Origin of the sequence: Sphingomonas faeni (assembly GCF_040407565.1) — a bacterium.
Classification (GTDB): domain Bacteria; phylum Pseudomonadota; class Alphaproteobacteria; order Sphingomonadales; family Sphingomonadaceae; genus Sphingomonas; species Sphingomonas faeni_F.
The window spans coordinates 524,134-547,547 of record NZ_JAPZPR010000001.1 but is presented as its reverse complement, the minus strand read 5'-3'; the positions used below and the strand labels follow the sequence as shown (position 1 = coordinate 547,547).

Genomic DNA, 23,414 nt, shown 5'->3' with positions numbered 1-23,414 from the left:
GGAGAGGGATTTAGCGCCTCACTCTTCTTCTTCGAACGTCACCGCCACGTCGGCGTTGGCGGAAAGCCGGACCTTGCCGTCCTCGATATCCGCGACCAGCCCGAGCGAGATGAAGTGATGATGCCCTTCATGGCTGCCCGTGCCCTCGACGACCTGCGGACCCGAGTCCTTCTTGGTCAGCTTGATGCGGTTGCCTTCGACCTTGTCGACGGTGCCGACATGGACGCCGTCCGCGCCGATGACTTCGGCATGTTCCTGGATCTTGGTTGCATCGACCATGGTCGTTCTCCTGTGTTGGGTTCGGGTGCTGAACGCGCGCCGGGCGAGTTGGTCGCATGACGTATGGTTCAGCTATCATGTTCGTGGTCGCAGGCGTGCTCGGAATCGTCGGCACCGCGATGCTGCTCCGTTTGCGCAGCCCGAGCATCACCGAGCAACAGACCTACGCGTTCCGCATGATCGGCATCATGCTCACCTCCGGCGCGATCGTCCTCGCCATGTCCGCCGCCGCGATGTGGCAGTGGAGCACGGAAACATGACCGCGTTCGTCGATTGTCCTTCACGCGACCGCGGCCATCCCGCGCGCCTCCACGAGGAAGCCCCGACATGGAAAGCATAGCAAAGCTCATGATGGGCATCGGCGGCACGATCGCCCTGCTCGGCGGCGTGGCGATCCTCGTCTTCGGCGACCGGATGCGCGAACGCGACGCGCAGGCCGGGCGCGTCAACGCCGCCTACCCCACGCGCGAAAGCCAGCGCCGCACCGCCTTCATCATCGCCGCCATCGGCGCGATCGCTCTTATCCTTCTCTTCGTTTTTTAGTCCGAAAGGCTTACCCCATGTCCCTCCTTCACGCCTCCAAGCAGTACAAGCCCTTCGAATACCCCTGGGCGTTCGAGTTCTGGAAGCGCCAGCAGCAGCTTCACTGGCTCCCCGAGGAAGTGCCCCTGGGCGAGGATTGCCGCGATTGGGCGCAGAAGCTCAGCGACCACGAGCGCAACCTGCTCACGCAGATCTTCCGCTTCTTCACGCAGGCCGACGTCGAGGTGCAGGATTGCTACCACGAAAAGTATGGCCGCGTGTTCAAGCCGACCGAGATCAAGATGATGCTGACCTCGTTCAGCAACATGGAGACGGTCCACATCGCCGCCTACAGCCATCTGCTCGACACCATCGGCATGCCCGAGAGCGAGTACGGCGCCTTCCTCGAATATGCCGAGATGAAGGAAAAGCATGACTACATGCAGCAGTTCACCGTCGACAACGACGAGGACATCGCGCGCACGCTCGCCATGTTCGGTGGCTTCACCGAGGGCGTCCAGCTGTTCGCGTCGTTCGCGATGCTGATGAACTTCCCGCGCTTCAACAAGATGAAGGGCATGGGCCAGATCGTCACCTGGTCGATCCGCGACGAGAGCCTCCACTGCGAGGGCATCATCAAGATGTTCCACACCTTCTGTCAGGAGCGCCAGTGCCTGACCAAGGCGGTCAAGGACGACATCGCGGACGTCTGCCAGACGACGATCCGCCTCGAGGACAATTTCATCGATCTCGCCTTCGAGATGGGCCCGGTCAACGGCATGACCCCCAAGGAGATCAAGAAGTACATCCGCTTCATCGCCGACTGGCGCATGACGCAGCTTGGCCTGAAGCCGATCTACATGATCGACGAGCACCCGCTGCCCTGGCTCGCCCCGATGCTCAACGGCGTCGAGCACGCCAACTTCTTCGAACAGCGCGCCACCGAATATTCGAAGGCCGCAACCAAGGGCCAGTGGAACGACGTCTGGGACTCGTTCGACAAGCGCCAGACCGCGAAGAAGGGGCCTGCGGCGAATGTGGACCTGAGTGAGGTTCGGGACATGTTCAGCGACTCGGTTGCAGCAGAGTAAGTCGCACCGCGCGAGGGTTTAGCGAAAGCTAAACCCCGCTCCCCGCGGCGCGACCGGCCGGCGGCGCTACAGGCGCCGTCCGACGGCATGGGCTTTGCCCATGCCCGCCATGAAGCTTAATACTCGTAAATCGTTGGGGACTGGAAAGTCATGGATGACCAGATCCCCATCGAGATCCGCCAGACGGCAATCTTCACCCGCTGGTTTACAGATGTCCGCGACATCCGCGCCAAGGCCCGGATTACCGTACGCATCCGCCGCCTCTCGCTCGGCCAGTTCGGGGACATTAAATCGCTCGGTGGCGGCATCGGCGAACTCCGCATCGACTACGGTCCTGGTTACCGCGTCTATATCGCGCGACGCGGCGCCACCCTGGTTCTCCTACTGACGGGAGGTGACAAATCCCAGCAAAGCGCGGATATTGAGCGTGCACGCGATATCGCCAAGGCTTGGGAGTCCAAATGATGGCCGTCGAAACGACAGGCTGGAACGCCACCGACCACCTCGACAGCGATGCCGCGATCCTCGCCTATCTCGATGCGGTTTTCGAAGATGGCGACCCAGTGTTGATCGCCGCTGCGCTCGCCGACGTGGCAAAGGTCCGCGGTATCGCCGAACAGCCCACGCCCCAACCCGATATCGCGCTAGACTCGGTCATCCGAACGCTAAAGGCTCTCGGCCTCGAACTGACCGCAAAAGCAGCGTAATCCCATACCAGATGCGGCCTCGACCTGTTACCGCTGGAGATGGTCGCCGGTGCAAACCTCGATAGAGTCAAGCTCGTACGCCGCCGTGGTTAGTGACGACCGCCTGCAGCTCGTATTTCGGACAGCGCTGCGGCGGTCTGGTGCGCCGCCGATCTCATCGCACACGCCACCGTCATGACGCGGCCAATCGCCGATCCCGCGTATTTCGCGCTCGACCGCACAGCAGCGGCTTGACTCGCTGAAGTCACTGACGGCACCACGTCCATGGGAGAACGCAACGATGCCAGACGTCTACAAAATCTTCATCGGAGGTGGCGGCGACGACTGGTTCAGTCACATCGTCGAAAGCTATGCGGAGCAATACCGCAAGAGCAATCCGACGTATCAATGTCCGTATTTCAGCTGGACTGCCGGTAGCGGAATCGTTTCTACGCTAGAAAACGCTGCAAAGGGCAGCTTCATCACAGTGATCGGTCATAGCTACGGCGCTGATACCGCATTTTCCGCAATCCAGCGTGGGCGCCCGGTCAACACGTTGATCAGCATCGATCCGGTCGGCCGGTTTCGACCTGCTTGGACAACAATCAGCGGACGCTGCCTCACCTGGCTAAACGTTCGAGCGGAACCGTCCGAAGGGAACCGCTCGACCGACGATACGATCGCAAGCCTTGGCGGCAAATACCCGCCCCCACCCGCATCGGGCCAACCGGGCGCTCCCACCTATGCCTTGACGGCGGACGCGACCCATGGTGCGTTCTCGCAAATGATGCGAACTTCCACCTCGAACGGTATCAGCGGAAAGTCGCTGCTCGGCGGCCATGGCGTCTAGTCGCATGGCGCGTGTCGCACGTATCGTAGCTGTAGCGCTGGCATTGCTGGCGGCGGCGCTGGTGATAGCAATCGCCTTGCTGTTCCCTTGGGGACCCATTTCCGGACTGACAGTAGAGAACGCTCGTCGCACTACCGCACCGCCACGGATCGTGGTCATCTTCTCGACACCGACCCCGGTCGAGGCGATACTGAAGCGCAAGCGTGCCGGGTTCATCAGAGCAAAGTTGTCGGACTGCCGCAGCGGCGACACCTTGGCGAGCGAGGTCGCGGCCCAGCGGGCAGGCTATCTTCGCGACGATGGTCGCGTTCAACGCCGGCCCCGCCCCTCTTCGCCGGCCAGCTACGTGGCGATCTTCGACGACGTTGCCGATCGACGAGGGCAATTATGCTTCTCGCTTGATGGCGGCAGCATGTGGGCCGGCAAACTCTGGTCGGACCAGATACCGCTGGCGCTTACACCGGGCTGATCGCGCACCACCCGGACCGTTTGCCACCGCCATAGTGACGCGCGAGTCCGTGGCGGACCAGCATCGCCCCCAATGACTCCCCGCCCCGCTCGACGATACGCAGCTTGCGGCCGTAGCGGTCGACGTCGCGCTTGATCGGGGTCAGCGTGAAGGGGCCGGCGTTGAGCAGCGCCTGCATCTTCACCGTCGCCGCCTGCCCCAGGCGCGCTTCGCGGGCGCAGCGCGGCGGGTGGGTTTCCGGCGTGTCGATGTCGGCGATGCGGATCTTGGTGCCCGCCATCCAGAACGTGTCGCCGTCGACCATGCAGTCGATCCGCTTGGCGTGGCCGCAGATCGTGAAGCGCGCGGACACCGCCTTGCCGCCCGACAGCGCGGACGCCGCCGCCGCAACGGTCGTCGCCGCACTGGCGACGCCCGCCGCGGTCGCCAGCGCGCCGGTGGCAGTGGTGGGGGCACCGGCCGTGGTCGCCGATCCGGCAGCCGCGGCCGACGCCTCCGCCTTGGCCGCATCCGCCCCCCAACCCCAGCCACCCGGCACGCGCAGATGCCCGGCGGGCCAGGCGATGCCGAACCCGGTCGGCCATTCGATCTTCAATCCAGGCGGCACCAGCGCCGACCAGTCGATCTGGCGGATCACCGGCATCATCAGCCCGAGCAGCACGCCGTAGAAGACCAGGCGGAGCTGCAGCAGCACGCCCGGCGCGGCACTCCGCCCCGCCCCGCCGCGACCACGCGTGGCGCCTGCGCGGTCGCCACTCAGCAACCGCATGAAATCAAACACATACTCCATCGTCCGTCGCGCGTACGCGCGCGCGCGACGATGTCACCTCGTGATAGCGGCAGTTGCGGTAGCCGGAGTCGGAAACAAGGCGAACGCATCGTGAACATCGACAGGACGCGTATCCCGGACGCGATCGCCCGGAAGTGTCACTGCGGGGTTGTCGCAGCACACTGGGCTCACGCTCGCGATTGCCACCCCGACCAGACGTCCAGCCAGGCCATAGCGGCCTGAACGATCGCCCGTTCCTAAAGCACCACCGCGATGCGTCCCGGTCGATGCATAGTTTGGAGGACAAGGGCGAAACCACGGTCCTACAGTGGCCAGGCCGTGATCGGATGCATCGTGAACCAGCATCGATTAGCATCCCGAACGGCCGGTCGCGGCGCGCCCCGCGATCTGCACGACCGCGCCGGCATTCGAACTTCGTCCACTCTCGCGCGCCGTCCAGGCTCGGTCGAATCCGCGATGAAACGCGCGCTGACCAATCGATTGCGAGCCGTGAAACCGGGACGCTCTCAGACGCACGAAGGGCGGGAAATGGCCCTAGCCACTCCCCGCCCCCGTTACGCGTCCAGCTTTTACCTCGCGTGAGGCAAAGGCTTAGAAGTGCGTGATGACGCCGAGCATCGGACGCAGGCTCTGCGCGTCGCCGAAGGTGTTGACCTCGGCGCGGATGCGGAAGCCGGCGTTGCCGGTGATGCCCTTCAGGCCGATGCTCTGCGGACCGACTTCTGCGCCGATGCCGTAGGTGATCGCGCTGTAATCACGACCGGTGTCTGCGACCATGTTCGAACGACCCGAGAAATGGTCGAAATTGACCCACTGGTAGCCGACCTTGCCGTAGATGATGCCGCTGTCGCCAGCGCGGAAGCCGAACCGGCCTGCTGCGCCATATTCCCAATCGATGTTGCCTTCGATGCCCTTGATCGCGTTGCCTTCTGCACCGATGAACACGGGGCCGAGCGGGATGTTGACGCCGACGACGCCCTGCACCAGCGAACCCGATGGCTTGTAGTTGTTACGGAGCGTGCCGTTGGCGTTCACAGCCTGCGGGATGCCGTGGCCGCGCTCGTTGTCGAACTGCTCCCAACCGCCCATGATGCCGAAATACGGCTCGATGCCGAACGCCTTCGAGCCGTCCGGTGCGGCGGCTTCGCCCATTGCCGCGCTGTTGTCGGCAGGAGCAGGCGCCGGTGCCGACATGTCCTGCGCGAATGCGGGAACTGCGAGCGTTGCGGCGGCGAGGGCGACTGCCAGGGAAAGCTTACGCATGAAGATTTGACCTTATATCGTGTGTTGCGTGGGCCCCCGACTGCACGGTGCGTCGGCTTGGTCCAGGCAAGTCGAAACCGGTTGGCGGGCGGTTTGTTGCATAAAAAAGATACGTGCCGTGGAACTCTACCGAAGTGTTGCGTTGCAGCAACGGTTCCTGACGTTTGGATGAACGAAGCGCGGCAATTCAAGGGCATTGATGGCGAAATTGCAGCGGAATATCGGCGCAATGCATTCCGCGTCCGCGTTAAGCACGAATGTTCACGCGACCCGAACGGAGTCCGTGCAACCATCGATCATGGGATTTTCGCGACTGTTCCGAAGCCGGTGGGCGGCGCTGTTCTGGGCGGCCGGAATCGTGTGGACGGCGTATGACGTCGCGTCGGACTCGCCGGAGCCCGCGCCGAAACCGGGCGCCAAGGCAATTGTCGGGCAAGACGCCACGGGCGCCGAGTTCGACGCCAACGATCTCGCTGTACTTGCCAATATCGGTAACTGACGGCACCGCGACCCGCTCGCTTGCCCCCGGCGACAGCTCGGTCGCCCGATCGAGCCTGGTCCGTCACGTCTCCGCCGATCGTCCTTCAACAGACGATCGGCGGGAGTACGACGCGTCAGTGCTCAGGGCTTCAGCGCGATGTCGTCCGCATCGTCGAGATCGTCGTCATCGATGCTGCCATCGTCCAGCTCGTCCTGAACGTCGTCCTCGTCCATGTCGGCTTCGTCCATCGTGACGGACGAGTCGGTCTCGCCGACGTCTTCCGAGTCCATCTTGGTCTCGTCGATCGACTCGTCGTCGACGTCGTTCTCGCCGAGATCGGGGTCGAGATCGGTCAGGATGATGCCGTCGGTCGGGCCGCTACGCGTGGCTTCGAGAATTTCCGCGCGCTGGCTCTCGTCATAGCCTTCTTCGTCATAGCCGTCGTCGCCCGAACCGGCACTCGGCACCTGATGTCCGCCCATGGTCACACTCCCTCGTTCCAGGACGCCCGCGATATGCAGGCTTACCGGAAGCGAACGGTGGACGTGCGCGGTGGTTCCTTCAAGCGCGGACCGGCGCCGTCGACGCCGGCCGGAACAGCCGGCCGCGTTCGGTCACGAGAATGGCGACCAGCGCCGCCAACCCTGCGAGCAGGAACCCGCCGACCAGTGGCACCGTCGTGCCGTTGAAGGCCTGCCCGATCAGCGCGCCGAACACCGCACCGACGGTGACGCTCAGGAATCCCTGCACGCTCGACGCAGTCCCGGCGATCCGCCCCATATTCTCCATCGCCATCGCCGAGAAGTTCGACGTCGCGAGCCCGAAACAGCCGAGCGTCAGCGCCTGGAATACGGCGAAACTGACCAGCGTCTCGAACCCGATCTCGATCGCGAACAGATGGACCAGCGACACCAGGATCAGCACCGACAGCGCGCCGTGGCTGATCAACCGAGTCCCCAGCCGCATCACGATCCGCGAGTTGAGCAGGTTGCACGCCGCCATCGTCACCGACGTCGTCGCGAAGATCAGCGCGAGCAGCGTCGGCTTGTGGAACACGTCCGCCATGATCTGCTGGATCGAATTGAGATACCCGTACAGCGCGCCCATCAGCGCGGTCGAGGCGAGCGTGTAGCCGAGCGAATTGCGATCGCCGAGCGTCTGCCGCCAGTCGCTCAGGATCCGCCCCGGCGTGATCGGCAGGACGTTCTCGGGTGCGAGCGTCTCGGGCATCCGCAGGTAGAACCAGACCAGCACGCCCAGCGTCAGCACCGCGACCGTCCAGAAGATCGCGCGCCAGTCGCCGAACTGGAGCACCGTCCAGCCGAACGTCGGCGCCAGGATCGGCACGATCATGAACACCATGAACGCGATCGACATCACCCGCGCCATCGCCCGCCCGTGATAGCAATCGCGGACCAGCGCGATCGTCGCGACCCGCGCGGCCGCGATCACCGCCCCGCCGGCGACGCGCGCCGCGAGCAACATCGCGAAACTGCCCGCAGTCGCGCACAGGATGTTGGCGATCACGTACAGGCCGAGCGACCACAGCAACACCGTGCGCCGCCCGAACCGGTCAGCCAGCGGCCCGTGGACCAATTGCGCGACACCGAACCCGACGACGAACGCGGTGACGACATATTGCCGGCTGTTGTCGCTGACGACACCGAGCGAGTCGCCGATCGCCGGCAATGCTGGCAGCATGGAGTCGATGCCGAGTGCGGTCAGCGACATCAGCGAGGCGACGAGCGCGACGAATTCGACAAAGCCGATCGGCGCGCCGCGCATCGCCGGCGCGTCGGATTGGGGATCCTGGATAGACATGATGCCAGCGCCCTTACCCGCTCGGGCCGTCGCGCGAAACCCGCTAACCGGCGCTTACCGTAGGGGATTGCCCGATCGCACCGTCAGCCCTATCTGTATTGTGGATGCAATACACCCGGGAGATCCTCATGTTCCGCCCCCTGTTTCTGGTCACCGTCGGCATTCTTGCGCTGTCCGGCTGCAATCGCTCGAACGAGGGCGCGTCGGTCTCGATCAACGCCGATGGCGGCAACGTGCTTGGCGCGATCAACGGCGAGACCGGCGAGATGAAGATCGACGTGCCCGGCTTCCAGGGTTCGGTGAAGCTGCCGAAGATCAAGATCGACACGGGCAATTTCGATCTCAACGGCGTGCGGCTATATCCGGGGTCGTCGATCAAGACGCTCAACATCGTCGGCGACGACAAGGCGGGCGGGTTGCGCGTCGCCTTCGCCAGCCCAGCCACCCCCACGATCGTCCGCGACTGGTTCGCCCAGCGGCTCGCCAAGGTCGGCTATCAGGTGCATGCTGAAGGCGCGAACCTGATCGGCACCACCGACGAGAACAAACCCTTCCGCCTGGAGCTCGCCCCCGACGGCAAGGACAAGGCGACCGGCACGATCGTCATCAGCGGCTGAGGCTCAACCTTCCGTCATGCCAGGCCGGCGGACTGCAATCCTCCCCCGCCAGGGGGAGGTGGCTGGCGCTTGCCAGACGGAGGGGGAGGCATGCGCAACGTGTGCACCGTGTCCTCCCCCTCCGTCACCTGCGGTGCCACCTCCCCCTTGCGGGGGAGGATCGAAATCTCGCCCTGCACTAACCCAGGCATTTGGCACCGCCTCGCCAATCCCCTATATCGGGCGTCCCCCAATCCGGACACGAACCCCATGCTCGACACCCCCGCCGCCCAGGTCCCGACGCTCAGCCTCGCCACGCAGGACACCGACCCCGATGGTTTCGCCGCCGCGTTCGGCGAATCGTTCGAGCGCTACGGGTTCGCGATCGTCGCCGATCACGGCATCCCCGCCGACCTGATCGAGCGCGCCTGGACCGAGACCAAGCTGTTGTTCGACCTCCCCGAGGACGAGAAGCGCGGCTACCACATCCCCGGCGGCGGCGGCGCGCGCGGCTACACGCCGTTCAAGACCGAGATCGCCAAGGACGCCAAGGTCGTCGACCTCAAGGAATTCTGGCACGTCGGCCGCGAGCTCCCCGAGGGGCATCGTTACGCGGACACGATGGCGCCGAACGTCTGGCCGACGCGGCCCGAGGGTTTCAAGCCGGTCTTCCTCGAACTGTTCGCCGCGTTCGACCGCGCCGGCGACAAGCTGCTCTCGGCGATCGCCCGCCACCTGAAGCTCAAGCCCGACTGGTTCGATCCAGCGGTGAAGGACGGCAACAGCATCCTTCGTTTGCTGCATTACCCCCCGATCCCCGCCGATGCGGAAGGCGTCCGCGCCGGCGCACATGAGGATATCAACCTCATCACGCTGCTGCTCGGTGCTGAGGAAGCCGGCCTCGAACTGCTCGACCGCGCCAACGGCCGCTGGCTGTCGATCAAGCCGCCCGAGGGCGCGATGGTCGTCAATGTCGGCGACATGCTCCAGCGGCTGACCAACAACGTGCTGCCCTCGACCACGCACCGCGTCGTCAACCCGCCACCCGAGCGCCGCGGTCATTCGCGCTATTCGATGCCGTTCTTCCTGCACCCCGCGCCGGACTTCCTGATCGAGACGCTGCCGGGCACGATCACGCCGGACAATGCGAACCGCTATCCGACCCCGATCACCGCGCATGATTATTTGTACGAGCGCCTCGTCGAGATCGGGCTGATCAAGAAGTAGGAGGGCTTCAACCGCGCTTATACTTCCTCTCGAATCGAAGAAGCATGTTTCCCCGCGAAGGCGGGGACCCAGACTGGGCTTCCGCCTTCGCGGGAGAACAAGGACGCGTTGGCCCTGACCATTGCACCACCCCGGCGGAGGCCGGGGCCCAGTTGGAAAGGTGGTCGTGACGACGCGCACCGCTATGTTATCGCCGTCCCCCAACTGGGCCCCGGCCTCCGCCGGGGTGGTGTATCTCTCGGGAAAGATAGAGCGCGGGTCATCCCCCACCGCTTTTCTCCCCACCTGATACCCAACAACCACGCTTCGCCCATTGGTGCGCGCCCCCGCATCCGCTAGACCGCGCGCGATGCCCCATCTCTATCTCGTCGACGGCTCCGGCTATATCTTCCGCGCCTATCACCGGCTGCCGCCGCTCACCAACAAGCATGGCGAGCCGGTCGGCGCGGTGTATGGCTATACGACGATGCTGTGGAAGCTCGCAGACGAGGTCCACGCCGCCGACGGCCCCACGCACATGGCGGTCATCCTCGACAAGTCGTCGAAGACCTTCCGCAACGATCTCTACGACAAGTACAAGGCGCAGCGTCCGCCGCCGCCCGAGGATCTCGTCCCCCAGTTCCCGATGATCCGCGACGCCACGCGCGCCTTCTCGCTGCCGTGCATCGAGACCGAAGGACTCGAAGCCGACGACATCATCGCGTGCTACGCAAAGGCCGCGCTCGCGCAAGGTTGGGAAGTCACGATCGTCAGTTCCGACAAGGATCTGATGCAGCTGATCGAGCCCGGCCTCGACATGTACGACACGATGAACAACCGCCGGCTCGGCGCGGAGCATGTCGCGGAGAAATTCCACGGCGTTTCGCCCGCGCAGCTCGGCGACGTGCTCGCGCTGATGGGCGACAGCGTCGACAACGTCCCCGGCGTCCCCGGCGTCGGCCCCAAGACCGCGGCAAAACTGATCCTCGAACACGGCGATCTCGAATCCGTGCTGGCGGCTGCCGACGGCATGAAGAAGGGCAAGCTGCGCGACAATCTGATCGAGCACGCCGAGATGGCGCGCCTGTCGAAGGTCCTCGTCACGCTCAAATGCGACGTCGCGCTGCCCGAGCCGCTCGAAGATCTCGAACTCAAGGGTATCCCCGACGCGCCCTTGCGTGCGTTCCTCGAACATCACGGCTTCAAGTCGCTGATCGCCAAGCTCTCCGCGGTCGCCGAAGCCCCCGTCGCGGAACCGGCAAGCACCGCCGAGTTCGACGAGGACGAGCCCTGCAAGCACGACGACTATGAAACCGTCGTCGACGAAGCCGCGCTCGATCGCTGGATCACGGTGGCGAAACACCAGGGCTGGATCGCGATCGACACCGAGACCACCGGGATCGACGCGACACGCGCCGATCTCGTCGGCGTGAGCATGGCGTTGCATCCGAACCTCGCCTGCTACGTACCTATCGCGCATGGCGGGACGGATTTGCTCGCGGAAAACCCGGTCCAGCTCGACCGTGCGCTCGTGCTAGAGAAACTGAAGCCGTTGCTAGAGGATCCGAGCGTCCTGAAGATCGGCCACAACCTCAAATACGACATGATCGTCCTCGGCCGCGCCTATGCGTCGACCGGCGGCGTGCAGATCGCGCCGTTCGACGACACGATCGTGATGAGCTTCGATCTCGACGCCGGGCTGCACGGTCACGGCATGGACGAACTCGCCGCCACGCATCTCTCGCACAGCTGCATCGCGTTCAAGGACATCGTCGGCACCGGCAAAACGCAGCGGACCTTCAACGAAATCGACCTGAAGGCCGCCACGCGCTACGCCGCCGAGGACGCCGACGTTACGCTGCGGCTGTGGCGCCGGTTCAAGCGCCGCCTGCCCGCGGAGGGCTCGACGCGCGTGTACGAAATGGTCGACCGCCCGCTCGTCCCTGTCATCGCGCAGATGGAGATGCACGGGATCAAGGTCGACGCCGCCAAACTGTCGAAACTCTCGACCGAGTTCGCCGGCCAGATGGCGAGCCTCGAAACCGAAATCCACGCGCTCGCCGGCGCGCCGTTCACGATCGGCAGCCCCAAGCAATTGGGCGACGTGCTGTTCGAGAAGATGGGCATCAAGGGCGGCCGCAAAGGCAAGTCCGGCGTCTATTCGACCGACGTCAACGAACTCGAGCGGATCGCGGCGGACAAGGACTCGCCCGGAGCAGTGATCGCGAGGAAGGTCCTCGACTGGCGGCAATTGTCGAAGCTGAAATCGACCTACACCGATGCGTTGCAGGCGCAGATCAACCCGGCGACGGGCCGCGTGCACACGTCCTACTCGCTGACCGGTGCGCAGACCGGGCGGCTGTCGTCGACCGATCCCAATCTCCAGAACATCCCGATCCGTACCGAGATCGGCCGCCAGATCCGCGACGCGTTCGTGGCCGAGCCCGGCAACGTCATCCTCGCCGCCGATTACTCGCAGATCGAACTGCGGCTGGCGGCGCATATGGCGAACGTCCCCGCGCTGAAGGCCGCGTTCGCGAACGGCGACGACATCCACAGCCTCACCGCGCAGGAGCTGTTCGGCGAGGTCAACCGCGACACCCGCGGCCGCGCGAAGACGATCAACTTCGCGATCCTCTACGGCATCTCGCGCTGGGGCCTCGCCGGTCGCCTCGACGTTTCGGCGGACGAGGCACAGGCGATGATCGACCGCTATTTCGACCGCTTCCCCGGTATCTCCAACTATATCGTCGAGACCACCGAAAGCGTCCGCGCGAGCGGCTTCACCACCACGCTGTTCGGGCGCAAAACCCACTTCCCGCGCATCCGCTCGAAGATCCAGCACGAACGCCAGGGCGCGGAGCGCGCGGCGATCAATGCGCCGATCCAGGGGACGAGCGCCGACATCATCAAGCGCGCGATGGTGCGGATGGGGCCGGCGCTGCTCGAAGCGGGTCTGCCCAATGTCCGCATGCTCCTCCAGGTCCACGACGAACTCGTGTTCGAACTGCCGGAAGGTGACGTCGCCGCGGCCAAGCCCGTTATCGAACGCGTCATGGCCAACGCCGCGCAACCTGCGGTTACGCTCGACGTACCCCTCGGTATCGAGATCGGCACCGGCGTCAGCTGGGGCGCGGCGCATTGATCCAGTCGATGCCCGAAAACCTTCCCCCCTCCCTGGAAGGGAGGGGCCGGGGGTGGGTCGGCTCGAGGCAGGCGCAACCGAACCTCACGGGCCAGCCCACCCCCTACCCCTCCCTTCCAGGGAGGGGGGAAGAGTGACCGAGGCCACGCAGGATATCGACACGCTCGCCAAGGGCGGTCGGACCAACATTGCCGGCTTCGTCCTCCGCCTCGCCGCGCGTATCCCGTTCCTGTTCATCGCCGGCCGCATCTACGGCCCTGACCTCGTCGGCCGGTTCGCGATCGCGGTCGTGGTCGTCGAACTCGCCGCACTCCTCGCAACGCTCGGCCTGAAGCGTGGTCTCGCCCAAGCGCTCAGCAGCGCCGACCGCCCGCACGCCAACGTCGTGTGGGACGCGATGGCAGTCGCGTTCATCGCGTCGCTCATCGCCAGCGCGGTACTCTGTACGTTCCCGCAGATCATGTATCCGAACAGCGCGATCACCGGGCTCGACCGGTTCCTGCCGCTGATCATCGTCGCGATCGCCTGGTCGGACGTCAGCCTCGCCGCGCTCGCCTACCGCCTCAACGTCAAGGCCGCCGTCACCGCCCGCGCAGTCGTCGAGCCCTGGACGATATCGATCGCCGCCTGGGCGTTCTCCTATTTCACGATCCGCGACGGCCTCGTGCTCAGCTACGTCGCGTCGATGACCGCGGCGCTGATCGCCAGCCTTGTGCCGTTCCTGCGTAGCTACGGCATCCCCCGTGGCTGGTCGCCGCATTTACGCCCGCTCTACGCGCTCGCCCGCGCGAACGTGCCGCTCGCCGGCGCCGACATCCTCGAATGGGGCAGCCGCAACGTCGACCGCTTCATCCTCGGCGTGATGTTCGAGCCCAAGGTCGTCGGCATCTATTACATGGCGCAACAGGTCGCGAGCCTGCCGCAGAAATTGAAGACCAGCTTCGACCCGATCCTCGGACCCGTCATCACCCACAGCCTCGCGATCAACGACCGTGCGGCCATCGCCAACCAGGTGCGGCAAGTCGCGTTCTGGATCATGGCCGCGCAAGGGGGCCTCGCACTAATGGGCTCGATCCCCGGCGAAGCGGTGATGGGCGTGGTCGGCCCGCAGTTCGTCGCCGGCACCGCCGCCCTCGCGTTCCTGCTGACCGCCGAAGTGCTCGCCTCGACCGGCGCGGTCAGCGAATCCGCGCTTGTCTACATCGCCCGCCACCGCAACCTGATGATCTCGGCGGCGATGCTCGCATTCCAAGTCGGCCTCAGCTTCGCACTGATCTTCACGATCCGAGCGCTAGGCTATCCGGTCAATTACCAAGCGGCCGGCCCGGCGATCGCGCTGATGCTGTCGGTAGGCCTAACCTCGATCATCAAGTCGAAGCTGCTTGGCCATCTGCTCGGCGCGAACGTGTCGCCGTGGCGCTGGCCGCTGGTATGGGCTGCGCTCGCCGCGATCGTCGTCGGGGCGGGGTTCACCGCACTCCCCAAGCGTTACGAATGGGTCGAACTCGCGATTGGCGAACCCGCGATCGCCGCGACCTATCTCTACATCCTGTGGAAATACGCGTTCGGCCCCGCCGACCGCGCGCTGTTCGCCAAGAAGCCGAAAGCCGATGACGCCGCCCTGCCCAACGCGGGCGCGCCGGTCGCCTAGAGCATCCCGTACAGCAGCGTGCCGTTCAGCCCGATGATCACCGCGGCGATCACCCAGGCGAGGATCTTCAGCCAGACCGGGCTGACTAGGTCGCCCATGATCGTGCGGTCGCCGGTGAACTTGACGAGCGGCACGACCGCGAACGGGAGTTGCAGGCTGAGCACGACCTGGCTGAGCACCAGCAGCTTCGTCGCGCCAGCATCGCCCGATGCACCGACCACAAACACTGCCGGGATGATCGCGAGCGCCCGTGTCACCAGCCGCCGCGCCCAGACCGGCATGCGCAGGTTGAGGAAACCCTCCATTACGATCTGGCCGGCGAGCGTGCCGGTCACCGTCGAGTTCTGCCCCGACGCGAGCAGCGCGACCGCGAACAGCACACTCGCCGCGCCCATGCCGAGCATCGGGGCGAGTAGCTCGTACGCCTGGTCGATCTCGGCGACATCGGTGCGGCCAGCGACGTGGAAGGTCGCCGCCGCGAGGATCAGGATCGCCGCGTTGATGAAGAACGCCAGCCCCAGCGCCACGGTGCCGTCGATCGTCGCCATCGTGATCGCGTCGCGCTTGCCGGCGGTGTCCTTGGCGAACGCGCGCGTCTGGACGATCGACGAGTGCAGGTACAGATTGTGCGGCATCACGGTCGCGCCGAGGATGCCGATCGCGATGTAGAGCATCGCCGGGTTGGTGACGATCTGCGTCGTCGGCACGAGCCCGCCGAGCACGCCCGCCCATTCGGGTCGCGCCAGGAACAGTTCGAAGATGAAGCAGCCGGCGATGATCACGAGCAACGCGACGACGAACGCCTCCAGCTTGCGGAAGCCGAAGCGTTGCAGCGCAAGGATCAGGAACACGTCCAGCGCGGTCAGGACGACGCCGTAGACCAACGGCAGCCCGAACAGCAGCTTCAGCGCGATCGCGGTGCCGAGCACTTCGGCGAGGTCGCAGGCAATGATCGCGATCTCGCACAGGAACCAGAGCGCGACCGAGACCGGCTTCGAATACTGCGCGCGGCAGGCCTGGGCGAGGTCTAGCCCTGCGACGATGCCGAGGCGCGCGGAGAGCGCTTGCAGGACCATCGCCATCAGGTTCGACAGCAGGACGACGGACAGCAACGTGTAACTAAACGCGGAGCCGCCGGCAATGTCGGTCGCCCAGTTGCCGGGGTCCATATAACCGACTGCGACGAGATAGCCGGGGCCCACGAACGCGAACAGGCGACGCCAGAACGACGCGCCTTCGGGGACGACGACGGTGCGGTGACTCTCGGCGAGCGAGTTGGCGAAGCCGGACGCGGGGAGATTGGGGGCTGACATCGGGGGGTGCTTTGCCGGAACGAGGGAGAGGCGACAAGGCGTGGCTGGCGAGACGGGTGACAATGCACTCACCTCCGTCCCGTCACTCCAGCGATAACTGGGGCATTCCGGTTGGCGGGTGTAGCCATTCGAATGGAGATGCCGGCTTTCGCCGAGCCGACGTGTGCGTGCGTACACAACGAATATGGGAAGCGCCTCCCCTCCCTGGAAGGGAGGGGCTGGGGGTGGGTCGCCCCGCTTGAGCCATCACCGTCGAACACGTGGAAACCGACCCACCCCCGCCCCCTCCCTTCCAGGGAGGGGAGCAAGGAAGGTCAGACGACCTTCATGTCCGCCTGATAATGATGCCACGCGAAGATCGCCGCCGCGCCGCGGTGCGGGCGCCAGGCCTCCGCCACCTCGCGCGTCAGTTTCTCGTTCGGGCGGGTTTCGTGACCGAGAATGCGTCCGACTTCGATCTGGATCGCGAGGTCGCCCGCCGGCCAGATATCCGTCCGCCCTTCCGCGAACAGTAGGTAGATTTCCGCCGACCAGCGACCGATGCCCTTCACGCGGACCAGCGCGGCGATCGCCTCCTCGTCGTCCTCGGGCAGGTTGGTGAGGTCGAGCCGGCCGCTCGTCACCTCGTCGGCGAGGCTGCGGGCATAGCCGAGCTTCTGACGCGACAGGCCTGCGCTCTTCAACAGCTCGTCGCTGGCGGCGGCGATCTTAGCCGGGTCGCCCGCCCCGCCGACCACCGCGTCGAGCTTGTTCCAGACCGCCGCGGCCGAGGCGACGCTCACCTGCTGCCCGACGATCGTCCGCAGCAACGTCGCAAACCCGCGCTCGCTGATCCGCGGCGCAGGGTGCCCCGCATTGCCGACCGCGACCGCGAAAGCCGGTTCGATTTCGCACAACGCCGCCATCGCTGTTTTGAGTTGCTCTGCGCTCAGGCCCATGATGCTTGATCCCAGCGCCGCGCAACGGCATGAGCACACGAAGATTTTTCGGAGAATGACATGCCCAAGCTTATCGTCGTGACGCGCGAAGGGGAAGAACGCGAGATCATCGGCGAGGCGGGCCTTTCGGTGATGGAAATCATCCGCGACGCCGGGATCGACGAGATCCTGGCGCTGTGCGGCGGCTGTTGCTCGTGCGCCACCTGCCACGTCCATGTCGACCCGGACTTTGCGGCCAAACTGAAGCCGATGGGGCCGGACGAGGATGATCTGCTTGATTCGACGAGTGATCGTGATGAGTTTTCGCGCCTGTCTTGCCAGATCGAACTGACTGACGGGCTGGATGGCCTGAAGGTAAAGATCGCAGCGGAAGACTAATCCCCTCGCCCCTCCGGGGAGAGGAAGGGAGGAGCCGTAGGCGACGGAAGGGAGAGGGGCTGTTGGGATCGAAGTCCCTAGCCTCACGCCCCTCTCCCTTCCCACCGCAAAGGCGGCGGGCCCCTTCCCTCTCCCCGTAGGGGCGAGGGAGTTCAGGTCACCGCGTCGTTATGGCGTAGAGCGCGATCGCCGCGGCGTTCGAGACGTTCAGGCTCTCCACCTTCTCCGAGATCGGCAGTTTCGCCAACTCGTCGCAATGCTGCTCGGTATTCTGGCGCATGCCCTCGCCCTCGGCGCCGAGCACGATCGCGATCCGCTGCGTGCCCATCGCTTCCGACAACGTCTGCGTCGCGTGACCCGTAAGCCCGATCCGCCAGAACCCCGCCGCAGCGATCTCTTCCAGAGCACGCGCCAAATTCACCACCCGGATCCAAGGCACCGACTCAAGCGCACCAGACGCCGCCCGTGCGATCGTCCCCGACTCAGGCGGTGCATTCCGGTCCGGCGTAATGATCCCCAGCGCATCGAACGCCGCCGCCGAGCGCAGGATCGCACCGACGTTATGCGGATCGGTCACGCCGTCGAGGATCACCAGCGGCCGGTTGTCGTCCTTGCCGTGCTCGAGCAGGTCGGCGAGCCACATGTCCTCGAGCGGCTCGACCTCGATCACCACGCCCTGGTGTGGCGCGTCGCCCGGCACCAGCCGCGCCAGATCCATCGCCTCGGCATAGGTCACCGGCACATCGGCCGGCAGGTCGAACCCGGCCAGCGCCTCGCGCGTGCCGAGGATTTTGCGCACCGTGCGCTCCGGATTGGCGAGCGCCGCGCCCACCGCGTGCTTGCCCCAGAAGCGGGGGCGGCCTGCCGGTGCCTTGCTCGGCCTGTGTCCCTTGCGTGCCATATTCGCTCTCTATCGTAGCCAGTGTAAGTGGGGTGTGTATGCCGCGTCCTTGTCGGCATTCCGCTCCCGCGGCAACTATGAACCACGAAACTTCGCAAAACCCGCGTTGACAGGCGGGGCGCGCTTCGCCATTGAGCCGCCTCGCTTGAAAGAGCGGCGCTTGCAAAAGCGGCCTGGACAGGTGGCCGAGTGGTTAAAGGCAGCAGACTGTAAATCTGCCGGAGTTTCTCCTACGTAGGTTCGAACCCTACCCTGTCCACCACCGCCCCAGCGCGGTGATGGATCATCCCAAATTCAAAGCATTGATCGACAACCTTCTTTTCCGACCGCGGAAGGAAGTCCGCGTGACATCGGCTCGCGGGAGGCTAGGATCGCCGCGACCGTAACGATTTCGGAAACCGCGTGACCTCAGATCCTGCCGTACAGCCGCCCGTTCAAGCACCCGTCATCCAGGATCTGGCCGACTCGATCCTCGACACGCTGGTCCACCGCATCGGCAAGGATGCGCAGGCCGCCCGCACCCACGACTGGCTCGCCGCGACGATCCTGACCGTCCGCAACGACATCGTCGAACGCTGGATGGCGTCGACCAAGGCGGCGCACGCGGCCGGCGCCAAGCGGGTCTATTATCTCAGCCTCGAATTCCTGATCGGCCGGCTGCTCCGCGACGCGGTGACCAACCTCCAGCGCAACGACGAAGTCACGCAGGCGCTGAAGCTCCACGGCGTCGACCTCGCCGAACTCGAAGAGATCGAACCCGACGCGGCGCTCGGCAATGGCGGTCTCGGCCGGCTCGCCGCCTGCTTCATGGAGAGCATGGCGAGCCTTGCGCTGCCCGCCTACGGCTACGGCATCCGCTATGTGAACGGCATGTTCCGCCAGCGGATCGACGATGGCTGGCAGGTCGAGATGCCCGAGAACTGGCTCGCGCACGGCAACCCCTGGGAGTTCGAACGCCGCGAGAGCGCCTATTTCGTCGGCTTCGGCGGTGAAGTGACGGTGGCGAATAACGGGCAAGTTCATTGGAGCCCGTCCGAGGCAGTCGAGGCCACCGCCGTCGACACCCCCGTCGTCGGCTGGCGCGGCAAGCACGTCAACACGCTCCGCCTGTGGACTGCCCGCGCGTTCGATCCGATCAAGCTCGATCGCTTCAACGCCGGCGATTTCACCGGCGCGCTCGCCGACCAGTTGCGCGCGGAAACGCTGACCCGCGTTCTCTACCCCAACGACTCCACCGCCGCCGGTCAGGAGCTCCGCCTGCGCCAGGAGTATTTCTTCTCGTCCGCGTCGATCCAGGACATCGTCCGCCGCCACGTCCAGTATTTCGGCGACATCCGCACGCTGCCCGACAAGGCCGCGATCCAGCTCAACGACACGCACCCCGCGGTGTCGGTCGCCGAACTCATGCGGCTGCTGATCGACCACCACGAATTCGCGTTCGACGAGGCGTGGAAGATCACGCGCGCCACCTTCGGCTACACTAACCACACGCTGCTGCCCGAGGCGCTGGAGAGCTGGCCGCTGCCGCTGTTCGAACGCCTGCTGCCTCGGCACATGCAGATCGTCTACGCGATCAACGCCAAGCTTCTGCGGGAAGCGCGCGGCACGGATGGCATAGATGATCGCGCGATCGCCGCGATCAGCCTGATCGACGAGGGCGGAGAGCGGCGCGTGCGGATGGCGAACCTCGCCTTTGCCGGTTCGCACAGCGTCAACGGCGTCGCCGCGCTCCATACGCAGCTGATGAAGAAAACGGTCTTCGCCGATCTCCACAAACTCTACCCGACGCGGATCAACAACAAGACCAACGGCATCACACCGCGTCGTTGGCTCCAGCAGTGCAACCCCGGCCTCACCGCGCTGATCCGCGATGCGATCGGCGACGGCTTCCTCGACGACGCCGAAAAGCTGGTCGATCTGGATGTTTTCGCCGACGATTCCGGTTTCAGGGAGCGCTTTGCGAGCGTGAAGCGTTCGAACAAGGTGGCACTGGCTAATCATATCAAGGAGACGATGGGGCTCCGCGTCGATCCGGATGCGATGTTCGACGTCCAGATCAAGCGCATCCACGAGTATAAGCGCCAGCTACTCAACATCATCGAGACGGTCGCGCTCTACGACCAGATCCGTAGCCATCCCGAACGAGACTGGACGCCCCGCGTGAAGCTGTTCGCGGGCAAGGCGGCTTCGAGCTATCACAACGCCAAACTCGTCATCAAGCTGGCGAACGACGTTGCGCGCCGGATCAACGCGGACCCTTCCGTCGGTGGCCTGCTCAAGGTCGCGTTCCTGCCCAACTACAACGTGTCGCTGGCGGAGAAGATCATCCCCGCCGCCGATCTCAGCGAACAGATCTCGACCGCCGGCCTCGAAGCGTCGGGCACCGGCAACATGAAGTTCGCGATGAACGGCGCGCTGACGATCGGCACGCTCGACGGCGCGAATATCGAGATCAAGGATCGCGTCGGCGACGACAACATCTTCATCTTTGGCATGACTGCAGACGAGGTCGAGGCGAAGCGCGCCAATGGCTATGATCCGCGCAGCGTCATCGACGGCTCGAACGAACTGCGCCAGGCGGTCTCCGCGATCGCGTCCGGCGTGTTCTCCCCCGACGACAAGACGCGCTACGCCGGCTTGATGGGCGGGTTGTACGAGGGCGACTGGTTCATGCTCGCCGCCGATTTCGACAGCTATGCCACCGCCCAGCGTGCGGTCGACACACGCTGGAACGACCGCGACGCATGGGTCGCCTCGACCGTCCGCAATGTCGCGCGCGTCGGCTGGTTCTCGTCCGACCGCACGATCCGCGAGTACGCACGCGAGATCTGGACGGTGATGTGAAGCCACCCGAAGGCGCCATCGTTGCCCTGCTGGAGGGCCGTCACGACGATCCGTTCTCGCTGCTCGGCGTCCACAGCGGCCCGACCGGCGTGTTCGCGCGCGTCTGGCTGCCGGGCGCGGATACGGCGGAGGCGCACGCACTCGACGGCACCGCGCTCGGCACCCTCCCCCGGATCGACGATCGCGGCCTGTTCGAGGGCCCGATCGACGGCACGCAACAGCCGGTGAAATACCACGCCGAGGCGGGCGACACGTCGTGGTGGGTCACCGACCCCTATAGCTTCGGCCCCGTCCTCGGCCCGATCGACGACCTGCTGATGGCGGAGGGCACGCACCGCCGCCTCCACGACAAGATGGGCGCGCACCTGATCGAGCACGAAGGCGCGCACGGCGTCCACTTCGCGCTATGGGCCCCCAATGCGCAGCGCGTCTCGGTGGTCGGCGACTTCAACGACTGGGACGGCCGCCGCCACGCGATGCGCAAGCGTGGCGACGTCGGCGTGTGGGAGATCTTCATCCCCGACATCGCCGAATACCGCGCCTACAAGTTCGAGATCGTAGGCCCCGACGGCCAGCTACAACCGCTCAAGGCCGACCCGTTCGCCTTCGCCAGCGAACTACGCCCCGCCAACACCTCGATCACGCGGAAACTCGCGCACGACTGGGCCGACACCGATCACCGCAAGCATTGGGCGTCGGTCGATCCGCGTCGCGTGCCGATCAGTATCTATGAGGTGCACGCCGGATCGTGGGACCGCGACGCCGACGGCTGGTTCCTGACCTGGGACGCGCTCGCCGATCGCCTGATCCCGTACGTGGTCGAGATGGGCTTCACGCACATCGAATTCCTGCCGATCAGCGAACACCCGTACGACCCGAGTTGGGGCTACCAGACCACCGGTCTCTACGCGCCGTCTGCCCGCTTCGGCGACGTCGATGGCTTCGCACGGTTCGTCGATGGCGCGCATCTCGCCGGGATCGGCGTGCTGCTCGACTGGGTGCCCGCGCACTTCCCGACCGACGCGTTCGGGCTGGCCAAGTTCGACGGCACCGCGCTGTACGAACACGAAGACCCGCGGCTAGGCTTCCACCCCGACTGGAACACCGCGATCTATAATTTCGGGCGTCGCGAAGTGGCGTCGTTCCTCGTCAACAACGCGCTGTTCTGGGCCGAGCGCTATCATATCGACGGCCTGCGCGTGGATGCGGTCGCGTCGATGCTGTACCGCGATTACTCGCGCAAAGCCGACGAATGGATCCCCAACGCGGACGGCGGCCGCGAGAACTGGGAGGCTGTCGCGTTCCTCCGCGACATGAACCGCGAGATCTACGGCCAGCACCCCGGCGTCTTCACGATCGCCGAGGAATCGACCTCGTGGCCGGGCGTCTCCGCACCGGTAAGCGACGACGGCAAGAGCGGCGGCTTGGGGTTCGGGTTCAAGTGGAACATGGGCTTCATGCACGACACGCTCCAGTACATGGCGCGCGATCCGCTGCACCGGAAGCACCACCACGGCGAGATCAATTTCGGCCTCGTCTACGCGTTCAGCGAGAATTTCGTCCTGCCCTTGAGCCATGACGAAGTGGTCCACGGCAAGGGCTCGCTGCTCACCAAGATGCCCGGCGACGACTGGCAGCAATTCGCAAACTTACGCGCCTATTACGCGTTCATGTGGGGCTATCCGGGCAAGAAGCTGCTCTTCATGGGGCAGGAATTCGCGCAGCGCCGCGAATGGTCCGAAGCGCGCGCGCTCGACTGGGACCTGCGCAACGCGCGCAGTCATGAGGGCATCCGCAATCTCGTCCGCGACCTCAACACCGTCTACCGCGAGAAGCCGGCGCTGCATGCGCGCGACTGCGAGGCGGAGGGTTTCGAATGGCTGGTCGCCGACGATGCCGCCAATTCGGTGTTCGCGTGGTTGCGCAAGGCCCCCGGCGCGAAGCCGATCGCGATCGTCGCCAACATGACGCCGATCGCCCGCGCGCCCTACCGCGTGCCGCTGCCGCTCGACGGCCGCTGGTGCGAGATCATCAACAGCGACGCGCACGATTATTGGGGCAGCGGGCTCGGCAATCTCGGCGGCGTCGTCGCTAAGGACGGTGCGGCCTGGGTCACCCTGCCCCCGCTGGCGACGATCATGCTCGAATACGAAGGCTGATCGAGTTCGAAGACCGATCCGGCGCAACGAC

The 23,414-nt window shown here is 65.3% G+C and carries 23 protein-coding genes and 1 tRNA gene; 16 read left to right on the top strand and 8 right to left on the bottom strand.

All coding sequences use genetic code 11. From position 1 onward, the window contains the following. Positions 1–18: 18 nt before the first annotated feature. Complete coding sequence (locus tag O6Y00_RS02340) at positions 19–279, bottom strand: DUF2171 domain-containing protein (RefSeq protein ID WP_353441032.1); 261 nt, start codon at positions 277–279, stop codon at positions 19–21. Between the two features lie 56 nt (positions 280–335). Here O6Y00_RS02340 and O6Y00_RS02335 point away from each other — a divergent pair, with 56 nt between their 5' ends. From O6Y00_RS02335 to O6Y00_RS02305, 7 genes are all read left to right on the top strand, one after another. Further along, entirely contained in the window at positions 336–539 is a 204-nt protein-coding gene (locus tag O6Y00_RS02335) for a hypothetical protein (RefSeq protein ID WP_132736349.1), read from the top strand. A gap of 88 nt (positions 540–627) precedes the next feature. After that, entirely contained in the window at positions 628–822 is a 195-nt protein-coding gene (locus O6Y00_RS02330) for a hypothetical protein (protein WP_353441031.1), read from the top strand. Positions 823–839: 17 nt separating this feature from the next. Further along, positions 840–1,892: a ribonucleotide-diphosphate reductase subunit beta gene (locus O6Y00_RS02325; protein ID WP_056060836.1), complete on the top strand. Its 1,053-nt coding sequence runs from the start codon at positions 840–842 to the stop codon at positions 1,890–1,892. A 150-nt stretch (positions 1,893–2,042) separates the two neighbouring features. Then, positions 2,043–2,357 (top strand): type II toxin-antitoxin system RelE/ParE family toxin, encoded by a 315-nt coding sequence (locus tag O6Y00_RS02320; protein WP_353441030.1) that lies wholly within the window; start codon positions 2,043–2,045, stop codon positions 2,355–2,357. After that, positions 2,354–2,599 (top strand): DNA-binding protein, encoded by a 246-nt coding sequence (locus O6Y00_RS02315; RefSeq protein ID WP_353441029.1) that lies wholly within the window; start codon positions 2,354–2,356, stop codon positions 2,597–2,599. Before O6Y00_RS02320 ends, O6Y00_RS02315 begins: the two co-directional genes overlap by 4 nt. A gap of 280 nt (positions 2,600–2,879) precedes the next feature. Further along, a complete protein-coding gene (locus tag O6Y00_RS02310) occupies positions 2,880–3,428 on the top strand; it encodes a hypothetical protein (protein WP_060527256.1) in 549 nt (182 codons plus the stop codon). A 4-nt stretch (positions 3,429–3,432) separates the two neighbouring features. After that, on the top strand, positions 3,433–3,897 hold the full coding sequence (locus O6Y00_RS02305) for a hypothetical protein (RefSeq protein ID WP_353441028.1): 465 nt from the start codon (positions 3,433–3,435) through the stop codon (positions 3,895–3,897). Here the strand turns inward: O6Y00_RS02305 and O6Y00_RS02300 are convergent. Then, a complete protein-coding gene (locus tag O6Y00_RS02300; protein ID WP_353441027.1) occupies positions 3,884–4,666 on the bottom strand; it encodes a thermonuclease family protein in 783 nt (260 codons plus the stop codon). The genes O6Y00_RS02305 and O6Y00_RS02300 overlap by 14 nt on opposite strands. A gap of 612 nt (positions 4,667–5,278) precedes the next feature. Continuing rightward, the gene (locus O6Y00_RS02295) at positions 5,279–5,950 is read right to left on the bottom strand and encodes an opacity protein (RefSeq protein WP_353441026.1); all 672 of its coding nucleotides are present in this window, start codon (positions 5,948–5,950) and stop codon (positions 5,279–5,281) included. A 199-nt stretch (positions 5,951–6,149) separates the two neighbouring features. On the opposite strand from O6Y00_RS02295, the gene O6Y00_RS02290 reads away from it, so the two are divergent. Beyond that, positions 6,150–6,449 carry a hypothetical protein gene (locus tag O6Y00_RS02290; RefSeq protein ID WP_353441025.1) on the top strand — a complete coding sequence of 100 codons (300 nt, stop codon included), beginning with the start codon at positions 6,150–6,152 and terminating at the stop codon, positions 6,447–6,449. A 122-nt stretch (positions 6,450–6,571) separates the two neighbouring features. Here the strand turns inward: O6Y00_RS02290 and O6Y00_RS02285 are convergent, their stop codons facing one another. Both O6Y00_RS02285 and O6Y00_RS02280 read right to left on the bottom strand, forming a co-directional pair. Continuing rightward, positions 6,572–6,913: a DNA primase gene (locus tag O6Y00_RS02285; protein WP_353441024.1), complete on the bottom strand. Its 342-nt coding sequence runs from the start codon at positions 6,911–6,913 to the stop codon at positions 6,572–6,574. Positions 6,914–6,992: 79 nt separating this feature from the next. After that, positions 6,993–8,252 (bottom strand): multidrug effflux MFS transporter, encoded by a 1,260-nt coding sequence (locus tag O6Y00_RS02280; RefSeq protein ID WP_353441023.1) that lies wholly within the window; start codon positions 8,250–8,252, stop codon positions 6,993–6,995. Between the two features lie 104 nt (positions 8,253–8,356). Here O6Y00_RS02280 and O6Y00_RS02275 point away from each other — a divergent pair, with 104 nt between their 5' ends. The 4 genes from O6Y00_RS02275 to O6Y00_RS02260 all read left to right on the top strand — a co-directional run bounded on the left by O6Y00_RS02275 (position 8,357) and on the right by O6Y00_RS02260 (position 14,850). Then, positions 8,357–8,869: a hypothetical protein gene (locus tag O6Y00_RS02275; RefSeq protein WP_353441022.1), complete on the top strand. Its 513-nt coding sequence runs from the start codon at positions 8,357–8,359 to the stop codon at positions 8,867–8,869. Positions 8,870–9,118: 249 nt separating this feature from the next. Further along, positions 9,119–10,075 carry an isopenicillin N synthase family dioxygenase gene (locus O6Y00_RS02270; RefSeq protein WP_353441021.1) on the top strand — a complete coding sequence of 319 codons (957 nt, stop codon included), beginning with the start codon at positions 9,119–9,121 and terminating at the stop codon, positions 10,073–10,075. Between the two features lie 349 nt (positions 10,076–10,424). Then, positions 10,425–13,199, top strand: coding sequence for a DNA polymerase I (polA, locus tag O6Y00_RS02265; RefSeq protein WP_353441020.1), 2,775 nt, complete (start codon positions 10,425–10,427; stop codon positions 13,197–13,199). Positions 13,200–13,332: 133 nt separating this feature from the next. Beyond that, complete coding sequence (locus tag O6Y00_RS02260; protein WP_353441019.1) at positions 13,333–14,850, top strand: lipopolysaccharide biosynthesis protein; 1,518 nt, start codon at positions 13,333–13,335, stop codon at positions 14,848–14,850. Here O6Y00_RS02260 and O6Y00_RS02255 read toward each other — a convergent pair. Then, the gene (locus O6Y00_RS02255; protein WP_353441018.1) at positions 14,847–16,163 is read right to left on the bottom strand and encodes an Nramp family divalent metal transporter; all 1,317 of its coding nucleotides are present in this window, start codon (positions 16,161–16,163) and stop codon (positions 14,847–14,849) included. The genes O6Y00_RS02260 and O6Y00_RS02255 overlap by 4 nt on opposite strands. Before the next feature lie 314 nt (positions 16,164–16,477). Beyond that, a complete protein-coding gene (locus tag O6Y00_RS02250) occupies positions 16,478–17,101 on the bottom strand; it encodes a DNA-3-methyladenine glycosylase family protein (protein WP_353441017.1) in 624 nt (207 codons plus the stop codon). 60 nt (positions 17,102–17,161) lie between these two features. On the opposite strand from O6Y00_RS02250, the gene O6Y00_RS02245 reads away from it, so the two are divergent. Beyond that, positions 17,162–17,479 (top strand): 2Fe-2S iron-sulfur cluster-binding protein, encoded by a 318-nt coding sequence (locus O6Y00_RS02245; protein ID WP_353441016.1) that lies wholly within the window; start codon positions 17,162–17,164, stop codon positions 17,477–17,479. Positions 17,480–17,636: 157 nt separating this feature from the next. On the opposite strand, the gene rlmB is transcribed toward O6Y00_RS02245, so the two are convergent. Then, a complete protein-coding gene (gene rlmB / locus O6Y00_RS02240; protein WP_056055070.1) occupies positions 17,637–18,380 on the bottom strand; it encodes a 23S rRNA (guanosine(2251)-2'-O)-methyltransferase RlmB in 744 nt (247 codons plus the stop codon). Positions 18,381–18,555: 175 nt separating this feature from the next. On the opposite strand from rlmB, the gene O6Y00_RS02235 reads away from it, so the two are divergent. The 3 genes from O6Y00_RS02235 to glgB all read left to right on the top strand — a co-directional run bounded on the left by O6Y00_RS02235 (position 18,556) and on the right by glgB (position 23,383). Beyond that, positions 18,556–18,642: transfer RNA gene (locus O6Y00_RS02235), tRNA-Tyr, on the top strand. 185 nt (positions 18,643–18,827) lie between these two features. After that, positions 18,828–21,224 (top strand): glycogen/starch/alpha-glucan phosphorylase, encoded by a 2,397-nt coding sequence (locus O6Y00_RS02230; protein ID WP_353441390.1) that lies wholly within the window; start codon positions 18,828–18,830, stop codon positions 21,222–21,224. After that, a complete protein-coding gene (gene glgB / locus O6Y00_RS02225) occupies positions 21,221–23,383 on the top strand; it encodes a 1,4-alpha-glucan branching protein GlgB (protein WP_353441015.1) in 2,163 nt (720 codons plus the stop codon). The genes O6Y00_RS02230 and glgB overlap by 4 nt, the downstream gene beginning before the upstream one ends. Positions 23,384–23,414 lie beyond the last annotated feature (31 nt).